This is a genomic window from Halomonas sp. (genome assembly GCF_031581305.1).
Classification (GTDB): Bacteria; Pseudomonadota; Gammaproteobacteria; order Pseudomonadales; family Halomonadaceae; genus Halomonas.
In genome coordinates, this window is the sequence record NZ_JAVLBC010000097.1 from 1 (window position 1) to 12,114 (window position 12,114).

A 12,114-nucleotide genomic window follows, 5' to 3' on the forward strand; every position below is an offset into this window, starting at 1 on the left:
CGGCATCGCTAAGCGCCTCGGCCGCACGGGCCAGGGTGTGGCCGGAGCTCGCCACGTCATCCATCAGCACCACCTGGCGGCCGGCGATCTCGAGATCCGGCAGCTCGACCTGCACGTTCCGGTCGCCATTGCGGACCTTGCGACAAGTGCCGACATCGAAGCCGGTGGCCTCGGCGGCCTGCCGTACCCACTGAAACGCCTCCTCATCCGGCCCCAGCAGCAGGGGGGCGAGGCGCTTCTCGGCGATCAGCTCGGCCAGGCGCGGAGCGCCGGAGAGCGCGATGGCGTGCTCGAGGGGAATCGCCTGGTCGAGGCGCTCAATGCGGTGCAGGTGCGGATCCACGGTGATCACGGCGTCGAACAGCTCGGCGAGAAAGTCGCCGACGATCGTCTGGCTGACGATCTCGCCGGGGTGGAAGGCGATGTCCTGACGCATATAGGCGAGATAGGGCGCCACCAGCACCAGACGCGTCACGCCCTGTTGCCGAGCGTGACGGGCCAGCAGCAGCAGCTCGATGAGCTTATCGTTGGGCCGGTCAAGGCTGCGATAGAGCACCAGGGTCTCGGGAAAGGCGCCCGTCTCGGCGAAGGGAAGCCGAAGCTTGAACTCCTCGTCGGGGAAGCGATGGCAGTCGACCGCGTGAGCGGGCAGGTCCGCCGTCTCGGCGAGGCGCCGTGCGGGGGCCGCCTCGTCCTGGAAGTACAGCAGTGCGCGAGTCATCGGACCTCCCTGTTCAAAACTCGACGTTGAGCCGGATGATCTCCTCGGCGCGGCCGATGACGATGCCGGTATCCCGCTCAGTGGACTGGTGCGCGAAGGTCAACTCATTGCGATAGGCAGCATGAACACGATAGAGCGGCTGGCCCGTTGTCACCGGGTCGCCGATGCGTCTGAGCAGGTCGACCCCCGCACCGGCCGCCTTGGGCGCACCGGCCAGACGGGCAATGCGCGCCAGCTTGAGGTTGTCGATACCGGTGACCACCCCGTCCGCCGCGGCCAGCACCTCGAAGCTGTGGGGAGCCAGCGGCGGGTTGTCCGGGTCGAAGGGCTTGGCGCCTTGGGCCTCGATGATCGCCCGCATCTTCTCGGCCGCCCGGCCGTCATCGAGGATGTCGCGGGCGATGCCGAAGCCGGCGCCGCCGCGCACGTCCGGGTCGAATTCCAGCATCCGCCCGGCCAGGCGCAGTGCCTTCAGGCGCAGGTCCATGGGCGCATCGATGTGGTTGGTGAGCACTCGCATCGCATCGCGGGCCTCCAGCGCGGGACCGATGCCGCGCCCCACCGGCTGGCTGCCGTCGGTGATCACCACGTCCAGGGTCAGACCCATGCACCCGGCCACGAACTCGAAGAGCCGGCGCAATTGCCGCGCCTCGGGCATGGAGCGCACCTTGGCGTTGGGGCCCACGGGGATATCGAGCAGCAGATGGCTGGAGCCGGCAGCCACCTTCTTGGAGAGGATGGAAGCAACCATCTGGCCCGGGGAATCAATGGAAAGCGGGCGCTCCACCGAGATCAGCACGTCGTCGGCGGGCGAGAGCTCGCTGGTGCCACCCCACGCCAGGCAGCCGCGGTGGGTGCGCACGATATCGCCCAGCACATCGAAGGGCAGGTCGACATTGGCCAGCACCTCCATGGTGTCGGCGGTGCCCGAGGGTGAGGTGATGGCCCGCGAGGACGTCTTGGGGCATAGCAGCCCGTGGGCAGCGACGATGGGTACCACCAGCAGGGACGTACGATTGCCCGGGATACCGCCGATGCAGTGCTTGTCGACCACCGGATGCTCGTGCCAGTCGAGGCGGCGCCCCACCCGGCTCATGGCATCGCTCAGGTAGAAGACCTCCTCGCGGTCGAGCTCGCCGCGGTCACAGCCGACCACGAAAGCCGTCAGCTCGATCTTGGAATAGCGCAGCTCGGCGATGTCGCGGATGATGTGCCGGAAGTCGTCCCGGGAGAGTCGTTCACCGGCGAGTTTGCGGTGCAGGGCGGGAATCGACGCCGGGGGTTCCGCCTGGGAGACACTGACCGGGTGGTTCTCGGCCACGCCCAGGGCCTCAAAGGCGTCTTCGGAGAGGCCCAGCTGCTGCGCGTCGACGATGGTGGCATCGTCCACCACATTGAGGCTCGCCAGGATACGCTGGCCGTTGGCGCGGACCTCCACCTTGGAGAGCGCCTGGAAGCCCTCGGCGCGGTAGAGGTCGCAGTCGCGATGCAGATAGGCCACGTTCTCGCGGTAGGTATCGATGCCGACCCGCTTGAGCGAGAGTGGCGAGAGAGTGTCGTCCAGGGCTTCCGCCCGGGTGGCATCAGTCGTCGTCATGACAGCCTTCCTTGCGGCGGGCGCCGGCCTGCCGGGCCGCGCGTCCCGCAGGTGACGGATGACCCATCCTAGCAGCGCCCACCAGGGGCGTCATTCGAGAGGGGCCGGGCCCGTGACGACGCCCCCGGGGTCGCGCTAGGCTTGCCGCATCTCGACAACAGGAACCCTGCCCGTGTTCGATACTGCCCTGGATGTCGGCCACCTCTGGGCCGTGGCCATCACCCTCATCGCCGTCGTAGCCTGCGTGCTGCTGCATTACGAGGTCTCGCTGAGACTCTGGCAGGGCCTGGAACGATCACGCAGTACCTTGCGCCGTCGCTTCCTCAAGCTGAGCTTCGGCCTGTTCGCGGCCCACATTGCCGAGATCTGGCTGTTTGCCATGGCCATGGCCCTGCTCGGTGAACACCCGCTGTCCGGGGACCTGTCGGGCATCGGAGCCATCAACTTCCTCGACTACGTCTACTTCTCGGCCATCACCTACACCACCCTGGGCTATGGCGACCTCTTCCCCACCGGCCCGATCCGCTTCATGACGGGCACCGAGGCACTGATCGGCTTCATGCTGATTACCTGGTCGGCCTCGCTCACCTTTCTCGAGATGCAGCGTCACTGGTCGAGACGCGATCACTAAGCCCCCCGGCGACGATGACGCGACACCCGAGCCGCCAGGTGAAGGCTTCGCGGTGGGACAGCCGCTCGACGCGGCAAGCCTCAGGGCAGGCGCCCCTCTCGGGCCAGGCGCCTGCGCACCCAGCGGTCATAGCACCAGCGCAGCACCGGCTTTAGCCCCGGCAGGCCGATCAGCCAGGCCAGGGGTGTGAGTCGCGGTACCCGGCGCATCAGGTGAATATAGGCGTCGATGCCTTCCATGATGCGCCCGCTCTCATCTTCCACATGCAGGGAGAGCAGCGCCGCCTGCGGGTCGACGCCCTTCTCGCGCAGCATTTCCTGGTGCTCGGTCACATCGCACCACGCCACCTGCCGGCCGGCCTCCCCCGCCCAACGCTCGTAGCGGGCGCGATCCTGCCGGCAGCCGGGGCAGATGCCGTCGTAGTAGACCTTCAGCGGTGGCAGATCGATCATCGGGCGTCTCTCCTTCCTTCGAGGTCTAGCGGCAGTGAACATCTGAGCTGACACACCGCTGTCATGCTCGCGCGCCAGGCTCAATGAAAGTGCCACAGGAGCCCGCCGCATGCCCCAGCGCAAACCGCTCAGCGCAGCAGAACAGGAATTCCTCACGCGGTTGGCTCATGGCAATGCGCTGAGCCTACAGCATCAGGCCGAACGGGACGCGCAGCGAGGACTCACTTCTGCCTCCCTGCCAGCCATTGGCGCCTCCGGCGCAGAGGCCCGCACCCTGACGATCCTGATGATTTCGGACGTCTACCTGCCGCGCGTCAACGGGGTCTCCACCTCCATTACCAGTTTTTGCGCCGCCCTGGAGCGCCTTGGCCATTCCGTGACACTGATCTGCCCCGCCTATCCGGTAGGCCAGACAGACAGGCCCGGCGTGCTGCGCATTGCCTCTCGCAGTGTGCCTGGTGATCCGGAAGATCGCATGATGCGCTATCGCGAGGTGCTGGCCCTGGCGCCAGAGCTCGTCACTCAGGCGTTCGACCTGATCCATGTACATACGCCCTTCGTGGCACACAGTGCCGGCATCGCCCTGGGCGAGCGGCTGGGCATCCCCGTGGTGGCGACCTACCACACCCTCTTCGAGGAGTACCTGCACCACTATGTGCGCTGGCTACCGCGGCGCTGGCTGCGCTTCGTGGCCCGGCGCCTTTCGGTCCGCCAGTGCCACCAACTGGATGCCCTGGTCGTGCCCTCCCTCGCCATGCGTGATGTCCTGAGCCGCTATGGCGTGAAAGCGCCCATGGCGGTGATTGCCACCGGCCTGGCACTCGAGGCCTTCACGCAGCCCCGGACGACGGACGACTTCCGTGCCCGCTACGGCCTGCCGTCGATGGCCCGGCTGCTGCTCTACGTGGGGCGCACCGCCCACGAGAAGAACATCGGCTTTCTGATCGAGATGCTGCCGTGGGTGCTGGCCAAGCACCCCGATACCCGCCTGGTCATTACCGGCGAGGGCCCGGCTCGAGCGGCGCTGACCCGACAGGCACAGGCGGTGGGCGTTGGCGAGGCGGTGCACTTCCTGGGGTATCTGGATCGCGACGGCCCCTTGCAGGCCGCCTACCGCGCCGCCGATGCCTTCGTGTTCGCCTCGCGCACGGAAACCCAGGGCCTGGTGCTGCTGGAGGCCCTGGCACTGGGCACACCCGTGGTCTCCACCGCGGTGATGGGCACCCGCGACGTCCTGGAGGATGGCGAGGGCTGCCTGATTGCCGAGGAGACCCATGATGACTTCGCCGCCAAGGTCAACCGGGTACTGGGTGACCCGGCGCTGCGCGAGATGCTTTCCCGCCGCGGCCGAATACACGCTGCCCGGTGGCACGAGGACACCCAGGCGGCCAGGCTGGTGGCGTTGTACCTCACCAGTACGCGGGATCGTCGAACGCCGTGACGCAGCGTGGGACACCGGCCAGGGCCGTCATCTCATGACCCTCCAGCGCCTGGCCGAGCCAGCCTTCCGGCTGGGACAGCCTGAACGGCGGCGACACCGTCGACTCGGCGACCGGCGTGAAACCGACACGCGAGTAGAACGCCGGATCCCCGTAGGTGAAGACCCGCGTCACGCCCCTCTCCTTGAGCCGCTCGAGGCCGAAACGAATCAGGCGCTGCCCGATGCCCTGACCCTGGTGATCGGGCTGCACCGCCACCGGTGACAGCAGGAAGGCCTCGACCGGGGCATCGAATGTCAGCCTCGAGAAGAAGAGGCTGCCCACGACCCGGCCCTTTTCCATGGCCACGACCCCCAGGCAATCCCGCGGGTCGGTATCGGCCATCAGGTGGCGCACCAGGCACCCGACCCGTTCACCCTCTGCCGGCCCCTCGGCATCGGCAAAGGTGCTGGCAAACAGCGCCTGGACCTCTGCCGCCTGGGGCGCTTGAAACCGTGCCAACTGCATTGCCTGGCCTCCTCTCGATTTGGCGTGGCGGCTCAGCCTGCAGGAGAAATGGCCGTGCCAGTCGCCTGCGCTCATGAGGCTGATGCAGGAATTCAGCCGGAAGCGGGCCTGCTCCGCAATACGCTCCAGCACACATCATCCCTTGGGTCGGGTATCCACCAGCCGGGCCTTGAGCCACTCCACAGCGCGACTGGCCCGGGCCGGAAGCGGCCATTCCGCCCGGTGCAGGAGCCACAGGGTATCGACGACCGCCGGGATGTCGTCGACAACCCGGATCGCCTCGGCATGCGCAAACGCCTCGCCCGCGAAACGTGGCAGCACGCTGAACCCCAGGCCCTCGGCCACCAGGGCAAGGATCAGTCCAATCTGGTTGGTGAAGCCGCGCCGGGACAGGCGGCGTATCCCCGGGTTGCCGGGGAAGCAGCGGCTCAGCAGTCGAGTGGCCATGTCATGCCCGTCGGGATGATCGATAAAACCGAGCCGCGCCAAGTCGTCCCACCCCTGCACCCTCTCTTGAGCCGGCACCACCAGCTCCAGCACTTCGCGGGTAAATAGCGGTACCGCTAGCCGGGGATCCTCCGGTCGCTGGGTGGCGAGCCCGAGTTCCGCACGATTGTCGAGTACGGCCTCGAACACCTCGGCCGTCATGACGTGACCCCCTCCAGAACTGCACAGGCTATAGTGCAGCGATCAGTAGGGGGTCAGTTCAGGCCACCCCCGGCGGCTTGAGTCCTCCGACCATCCTGGTATGACGCCTCACGGCACATCCAACGTGCCTCGGCGGTGACCGGGGCGCCATCCTGCCATTGCCTCGTTGACCTCATGGGAGAAATCCTTCTCACCACGGCGCCTGGCAAGGGGGTTCTTGAGCCGCATGGGAAAGTCGCGGACGAAGCCCCACACCCCTCTGCCCGCTTCCGGTGCGACGCCTCAAGTACAGCGACGCCAGCGTGGCCCTGAAGGCGCAGCCATTCGCGCATCAGGCTGGCACGGCCCTTCGGCGAGTGGATGCGCTCACGGGAGGCCTTCCAGCGGAGGCACATGGCGTCATCGGGGTCATAGTTGTAGCAGGCGCCGTTGCCATTGCAGTAGACGGCGTCGTCATGGGCTTGCCAGTTCCGCTCGTCGATCTGACGATCGAGCTGGCCACGGGTGGGCACGCCGTCGATGGTCAAGAGCCCCGGATCGACCAGCCGTACCGGTTCCTCGGCGACCTCGGTCGCAGCGCCGGATTGATTTGAAGTCTGTTCCACCTCCACAGCCTGGCTGGCAGAGTCGCTTCCGGCGTCAGGCGGGATAGAGAGCGGGCCAAAGAAGGCTGGAGCGAACTTGGAGCGCAAACCCTTACCGTGCTCGCCCCACAGCAGGCCTCCATACTTCTGCGTCAGCACGGCCACCGCATCGGAAATCTTGCGGACCAGCGCCTTCTGGGCCGGTTCCTTCATGTCCAGCGTCGGGCGCACGTGAAGCACCCCGGCATCGACATGGCCGAACATGCCGTACTCGAGTTCGTCGCGTCGAGCAGGGCGTGGAATTCGGCGATGTAGTCGGCCAGGTGCTCCGGCAGCACGGCGGTGTCCTCGACGAAGGGCGAGCGGCGGGAAGGTGTCGCGGAGACGCTCGCGTTCGGTGTCGATGATCTCGCGGGCCATGCGATGCACTTGGCCCACGGCATCATCGTGGACGCAGAGATCGTCGAGCTCATTTTCGCTGACCGGTCGGGTGGCGATCATGCCGCCGATCGTCGCGCGATTGGAGGTGGAGAGAGCTCCAGCGCGAAGAAGAGGCCATGGGGCGCGAGCGCTGCATGAGCTGGCCCTTGCCCCCCCGGCCTGACCCCGCACCTGGCGGGACTCAACGTCACTATCGAGGACGGCATTCATGACTTGTGAAGCGACACTTTGATTAACCTGGCAAGCCAGGCCTGGTCAATCGCGGCAGAAGAGAAGAAGTGACGCTGCCCGATGGCGCGAGCCCGAACCACACCTGAAGCGTCACGCCTCTACGCCTGGGTATCGCAGGTAGTCGGCTCCTGCTCCGATGTGAGTTTCACGTACCTTACACCTGCTATCATGAGGACATCGAACCTGTTTTCAGGTCTGTTCCTCGAGGAGTTGCAGAAACTGGATATGCAATCACTGACAAAGCACGAAACCATTCTCTGGAGCACCCTGTTCGAACATGCCTGGGATGGGATGGTGGTACTCCGGCAGAATGGCAGCGTGTACCGGGCAAACCGGCGTTATGCCGACATGCTCGGCTATACCCCCGAGGAGATGAAGGCCCTGCATGTATGGGACTGGGATACCCAATTCAGCCAGAAGGAACTGCTGGAAATGCTCCAGAACGTCGACAGTTCAGGCGCGCATTTCGAGACGCAGCAGCGCCGGAAGGACGGCACCACCATTGATGTGGAGCTCAACAACAATGGGGCTTACTACAGGGGAGAGAAACTGGTTTTCTGTATTGTCCGCGACATCACGGCACACAAGGAGACCGAAGAACAGCTCCGTCAGAACGAGGAACTGCTCCAAGGCATCGCCTCCCAGGTGCCCGGAGCACTGCACCAGTACCGCATGGCGCCGGATGGCTCGCGCAGCTTTCCCTATTTCAGTGAAGGGATCGCCGAATTGGGCGGTCTGACCCAGGAGGAATTGTCTGGAACATCCGCGGAACCGGTCATGTCCCACATACTTCCCGAGGATGCCGTGGATGTCGAAGCCAGACTCCAGGAAACCGCGAAGACCCTGTCGCATTTCCATGCAGAATTCCGCATTTGCCACGGCGACGGATCGATCCGCTGGATCGAAAGCCATTCCATGCCGCAGAAGGAGGCGGATGGCTCGATTGTCTGGACCGGGATACTCCTGGACGTCACCCAGCGCAAGAAGGCCGAAGAACGGGTATTGGAGATGGCGATCACGGATGGTCTCACCGGCATCACGAACCGCCAGGAATTCAACCGCCTTCTTGAGCACGAGATAGAGCGTGCCGCCCGGTACGATACGCCGCTCTCGATGATCATGTACGACCTGGACTACTTCAAGAAAATCAATGATCGCTTCGGACATAATGCCGGTGACGACGTATTGATAACGGTCGCCAAGCTGGTTAATGACAACATTCGCAGCATCGACAGCCAGGGGCGGTGGGGAGGCGAGGAATTCATGGTGCTACTGCCGCAGACTGGCTTGGATGCAGCCAGAGGCGTAGCCGAAAAATTGCGCCGGGTGATTGCCGATCATCGCTTCGAGCAACTCGACACCATCACTGCCAGTTTCGGCGTGGTAGAGCTTGCCATTCGGGAGGATTCCAGGTCATTGGCCCAACGCGTCGATGAAGCGCTCTACCGGGCAAAAGCCCTTGGCAGAAATCGGGTTGAAGTCTACATATCGCCGGTTCCCGACAGCAACGGCTCCGGCCCTTCCCCAGCGTAGTAGCACTCGAACACTCCATACCGCGACCTGCCAGACGCTGGCCAGGCGGCGTTGGCGTGCGCCGCAAACGCCGACACCGGCCACCGAGACTGCCTGGCGCCAGTCGGGATGCTTCAGCAAATGAGCCGCTGCGCAACCAGATCGGAGTGCCCCTTTTGTTGCCGATTTGACGACCCTCGCCGACTTGTTTACCTTGTTCAAAGTTTTCAATACAAGTTGAACAGCGGGGTGTGCCATGCAGGAGACCGACACGCAGCGTCTGGAGGAGGCGCGCGATGTGGTGATCAGCGCCCTTGCCCAGAGCATGGTGGCCTATGGCGTCACGCCCTCGGTGGGGCGGATCTACGCCGTGCTCTATTTCTCTGCATCACCGCTGACGCTCGACGACATCAAGGACGAGGTCGCCATGAGCAAGGCGAGCGTCAGTACCGGCGTCCGCGAGCTGATCGACACCGGCATGGTGGTGAAGGTCTGGAAGAAAGGCGATCGCAAGGACCACTACATTGCCGAGAAGGACTTCTTCAAGAATTTCCTGAGCTTCATGGTCAAGATGCTGCGCCTGGAGCGCGGCATCATTCACAAGGCGGTCGAGCAAACCGAGCCGGTAATGCGCGAGATCGCCAATCACGGGGCAGACAGCGACATCAGAGAGCTGGCCGCCAAGGATCAGGCACTGGTAAGTGGCTCGAAAGCTTACCTGCGCTGGATCATGCAGCTGGCCAATGCCATGGAGTCAGGAGAGATCTTCGAGCATTTTCCCCGGCCCGAGTGCGACGAGCCGCCATCAGGCCACGAACCCATCCAGGAGAACATCAAGCATGGATACAAGTGAAACCGCCCTGGTAGTGATTGATCTACAGAAGGAGAGCGGTTTCGGCCTGTTCGGGCTGGATGGGGTGGTGCGCAACACTCAGCGCATGATCGAATCCTGCCGCGCGGCCGATATCCCGGTGATCTACACACGCCAGATCAATCGCCACGATGGTGTTGGGCTCTCGCTCGATGAGCCTCGCCATGCCAGCGGCGAGCCGCAGTTCTATGCCGATAACCGCGATAGCATCGAGATTCTGGAGGCGGTCAAGCCCCAGGACAGGGATATCGTGATCGATAAATACCGCTGGAGCGCCTTCTTTGACACCAGCCTGGACCTGATGCTGAAAAGCCTCGGCGTCAAGCGGCTGATCATCGGCGGCGTGGTGACAGACGGCTGCTTGATGACATCCGTGTTCGACGCCTACTTCCGCGATTACCGAATTCATCTGGTCCACGACATGTGTACCGCCTCCAACGAGGGTGCCCACATGGCCGCGATGACGATCATGGCCAACTGGGTCTACTCCCTGGAAGTGCTGGATACCGACAACATGATCAAGTGTCTGGAAGGACGCCAGCATGCCGCCTGGCAGGCGGACAAGGTCGATGCCCTACCCTTTACCCCGGAAACCCTGCGCGAGGCTTTCGGCACGCTTACTGCACCTGCCGACAAGCAGTGATCAGGACCTTTTGACCACAGATACAGGAGAACGCATGAGATTCACACGCTTATCCACGACGTTGCTGACTTCCACACTGATCGCCGCGGGTGCCCACGCCGCCGATCAGCGGCCGCTGGCGGCCGACGATGTCGAGGACACGACCATCACCTTCGGCATGCCGGCCTGGACCAGCACCGAAGCGCCCACCGCCATTGCCGCGCAGATCCTGGAAGAGGCGGGCTACAACGTCGAGAAGAAGCTGCTCGCCCAGCCGGCGATCTTCCAGGGCATGCAGGTCGAGCAGATCGACTTCTTCATGGACGCCTGGCTGCCCTACACCGAGCAGGCGCTGTGGAGCGAATACCGGGACGACCTGCAGAAGGTCGCCACCAGCTATGAAAATGTGCCGCTAGGCTGGGTGGTTCCCGCCTATGTCGAGGAGGAGACCATCGGCGACCTGGCGGGCAAGGCTGACAAGTTCGGCGGTCAGGTAGTGACCATCGGCGCCGGTGCGGGCATCGTCGAGCTCTCCGAGCAGGTGATGGCCGATGAAGACTATGACCTTGATGGGTATCAGCTTGCCTACACCAGCGAAGCGGCCATGATGGGCGTGATCAGGGAAAAGATGCCCAAGAAAGAGCCGTTCATCATCACCGGCTGGCGTCCGCACTCCATGTTCACGCAGTACGACCTGAAGTTTCTGGAGGACACGCAAGAGCATTTCAAGTACGACAGCGTTTTCGTGCTCTCCTATCAGGGGATCGAAGACAAGTATCCGCGCGCGTATGACATCATGTCCCAATGGAGCATCAGCGTGGCCGAGCTGGAAGCGATGATGGCCGCGTATGAAAACGACGGCACTTCATTCGAGGCCTCCGCCGCCGCGTGGATAGAAGAGAACCGCGAGCGCGTGGACGAAATGCTCGGGCAGTCAGACCAATAAACGTCCGGTACTGTTGGCCGGCAGGGACGATAGCGGTAGGCCACTGAAACAGCATCGCCCATCCACGAGGGATGGGCGATGCAAGCGCGCTGGGAACAGGACGGCGTCAGCTGGAGGGGAAGTTCAGCTGGGCCTTTTCCTGTGAGTTCCGGGCAGGCCAACGCTGGGAGACGGCCTTGCGGCGGGTGTAGAAGCGCACCGCGTCGGGGCCATAGGCATGGAGGTCGCCGAACAGCGACTCCTTCCAGCCGCCGAAGCTGTGGAAGGCCACCGGCACCGGCAGTGGCACGTTGATGCCCACCATGCCCACCTCGATGGCGTCGGCAAAGCGCCGTGCGGCCTCGCCGTCGCGGGTGAACACGCAGGTGCCGTTGCCGTACTGGTGGGCGTTGATCAGCGCGATGGCCGCCTCGAGGGTCTCGACGCGTACCACACAGAGCACCGGGCCGAAAATCTCGTCACGGTAGATGCTCATTTCCGGGGTGACCCGGTCGAACAGGCTGGCGCCCAGGAAGTAGCCCGGGGACGCCTCGACCAGCGGGTGCTGGCGGCCATCGACCACCAGTTCAGCGCCGGACGCTTCGCCCTGTTCGATATAGCCCGCCACCTTGTCGCGGTGGGCGGCGTTGACCAGGGCGCCCATGTCGAGGCCCTTCTCGGTGCCGGGGCCGATCTTCAGGGTGCGCGCCTGGTCGCTGACCCGTTCCACCAGGGCATCAGCGGTGGCGTCGCCCATGCAGACTGCCACCGAGATCGCCATGCAGCGCTCGCCGGCGCTACCGTAGGCGGCCCCGATCAGGGTGCTGGCGGCATTGTCCAGGTCGGCGTCAGGCAGCACGATGGCGTGGTTCTTGGCCCCGCCCAGGGCCTGCACGCGCTTGCCGTTGTCGGCGCCACGGCGATAGATCGCCC

12 protein-coding genes and 1 pseudogene are annotated in these 12,114 nt (G+C 64.4%); 6 read left to right on the forward strand and 7 right to left on the reverse strand.

Going from position 1 to position 12,114, the window contains the following annotated elements; all coding sequences use genetic code 11:
- Both prs and RI841_RS09575 read right to left on the reverse strand, forming a co-directional pair.
- A partial coding sequence (gene prs, locus RI841_RS09570) for a ribose-phosphate diphosphokinase (RefSeq protein WP_310705373.1) occupies nt 1-721 on the reverse strand: 721 nt, incomplete at its 3' end.
- A 13-nt stretch (nt 722-734) separates the two neighbouring features.
- Entirely contained in the window at nt 735-2,318 is a 1,584-nt protein-coding gene (locus tag RI841_RS09575) for a thymidine phosphorylase family protein (RefSeq protein ID WP_310705374.1), read from the reverse strand.
- A 172-nt stretch (nt 2,319-2,490) separates the two neighbouring features.
- Between RI841_RS09575 and RI841_RS09580 the strand changes: the two genes are divergently transcribed.
- Entirely contained in the window at nt 2,491-2,949 is a 459-nt protein-coding gene (locus RI841_RS09580) for a potassium channel family protein (protein ID WP_310705375.1), read from the forward strand.
- A gap of 80 nt (nt 2,950-3,029) precedes the next feature.
- Here the strand turns inward: RI841_RS09580 and RI841_RS09585 are convergent, their stop codons facing one another.
- Nucleotides 3,030-3,401, reverse strand: coding sequence for a DUF393 domain-containing protein (locus tag RI841_RS09585; RefSeq protein ID WP_310705376.1), 372 nt, complete (start codon nt 3,399-3,401; stop codon nt 3,030-3,032).
- Between the two features lie 109 nt (nt 3,402-3,510).
- Between RI841_RS09585 and RI841_RS09590 the strand changes: the two genes are divergently transcribed.
- Nucleotides 3,511-4,842 carry a glycosyltransferase gene (locus RI841_RS09590; RefSeq protein WP_310705377.1) on the forward strand — a complete coding sequence of 444 codons (1,332 nt, stop codon included), beginning with the start codon at nt 3,511-3,513 and terminating at the stop codon, nt 4,840-4,842.
- Here the strand turns inward: RI841_RS09590 and RI841_RS09595 are convergent.
- The 3 genes and pseudogenes from RI841_RS09595 to RI841_RS09605 all read right to left on the reverse strand — a co-directional run.
- Entirely contained in the window at nt 4,811-5,347 is a 537-nt protein-coding gene (locus tag RI841_RS09595) for an N-acetyltransferase (RefSeq protein ID WP_310705378.1), read from the reverse strand. The two genes, RI841_RS09590 and RI841_RS09595, sit on opposite strands and share 32 nt — an antisense overlap.
- Nucleotides 5,348-5,482: 135 nt before the next feature.
- A complete protein-coding gene (locus tag RI841_RS09600) occupies nt 5,483-5,995 on the reverse strand; it encodes a substrate-binding domain-containing protein (RefSeq protein WP_310705379.1) in 513 nt (170 codons plus the stop codon).
- 150 nt (nt 5,996-6,145) lie between these two features.
- Nucleotides 6,146-6,947, reverse strand: a pseudogene (locus RI841_RS09605) (FAD-linked oxidase C-terminal domain-containing protein); the annotation flags it as partial.
- Between the two features lie 529 nt (nt 6,948-7,476).
- Here RI841_RS09605 and RI841_RS09610 point away from each other — a divergent pair.
- The 4 genes from RI841_RS09610 (at nt 7,477) to RI841_RS09625 (ending at nt 11,202) form a co-directional block, all read left to right on the forward strand.
- A complete protein-coding gene (locus RI841_RS09610; RefSeq protein WP_310705380.1) occupies nt 7,477-8,784 on the forward strand; it encodes a diguanylate cyclase in 1,308 nt (435 codons plus the stop codon).
- 235 nt (nt 8,785-9,019) lie between these two features.
- Nucleotides 9,020-9,616 (forward strand): transcriptional regulator, encoded by a 597-nt coding sequence (locus RI841_RS09615; protein ID WP_310705381.1) that lies wholly within the window; start codon nt 9,020-9,022, stop codon nt 9,614-9,616.
- Nucleotides 9,603-10,277, forward strand: coding sequence for an isochorismatase family cysteine hydrolase (locus RI841_RS09620; RefSeq protein WP_310705382.1), 675 nt, complete (start codon nt 9,603-9,605; stop codon nt 10,275-10,277). The genes RI841_RS09615 and RI841_RS09620 overlap by 14 nt, the downstream gene beginning before the upstream one ends.
- Before the next feature lie 34 nt (nt 10,278-10,311).
- Nucleotides 10,312-11,202 carry a glycine betaine ABC transporter substrate-binding protein gene (locus RI841_RS09625; protein WP_310705383.1) on the forward strand — a complete coding sequence of 297 codons (891 nt, stop codon included), beginning with the start codon at nt 10,312-10,314 and terminating at the stop codon, nt 11,200-11,202.
- 106 nt (nt 11,203-11,308) lie between these two features.
- Here the strand turns inward: RI841_RS09625 and RI841_RS09630 are convergent.
- On the reverse strand, nt 11,309-12,114 hold an 806-nt coding region (locus tag RI841_RS09630), incomplete at its 5' end, for an aldehyde dehydrogenase family protein (protein ID WP_310705384.1).

What these genes read in the sequence shown, in the direction of transcription:
- RI841_RS09575 (WP_310705374.1), bottom strand. Translation starts at nt 2,318, where the DNA reads ATGACGACGACTGATGCCACCCGGGCGGAAGCCCTGGACGACACTCTC.
- RI841_RS09585 (WP_310705376.1), bottom strand. Translation starts at nt 3,401, where the DNA reads ATGATCGATCTGCCACCGCTGAAGGTCTACTACGACGGCATCTGCCCC.
- RI841_RS09590 (WP_310705377.1), top strand. Translation starts at nt 3,511, where the DNA reads ATGCCCCAGCGCAAACCGCTCAGCGCAGCAGAACAGGAATTCCTCACG.
- RI841_RS09595 (WP_310705378.1), bottom strand. Translation starts at nt 5,347, where the DNA reads ATGCAGTTGGCACGGTTTCAAGCGCCCCAGGCGGCAGAGGTCCAGGCG.
- RI841_RS09600 (WP_310705379.1), bottom strand. Translation starts at nt 5,995, where the DNA reads ATGACGGCCGAGGTGTTCGAGGCCGTACTCGACAATCGTGCGGAACTC.
- RI841_RS09610 (WP_310705380.1), top strand. Translation starts at nt 7,477, where the DNA reads ATGCAATCACTGACAAAGCACGAAACCATTCTCTGGAGCACCCTGTTC.
- RI841_RS09615 (WP_310705381.1), top strand. Translation starts at nt 9,020, where the DNA reads ATGCAGGAGACCGACACGCAGCGTCTGGAGGAGGCGCGCGATGTGGTG.
- RI841_RS09620 (WP_310705382.1), top strand. Translation starts at nt 9,603, where the DNA reads ATGGATACAAGTGAAACCGCCCTGGTAGTGATTGATCTACAGAAGGAG.
- RI841_RS09625 (WP_310705383.1), top strand. Translation starts at nt 10,312, where the DNA reads ATGAGATTCACACGCTTATCCACGACGTTGCTGACTTCCACACTGATC.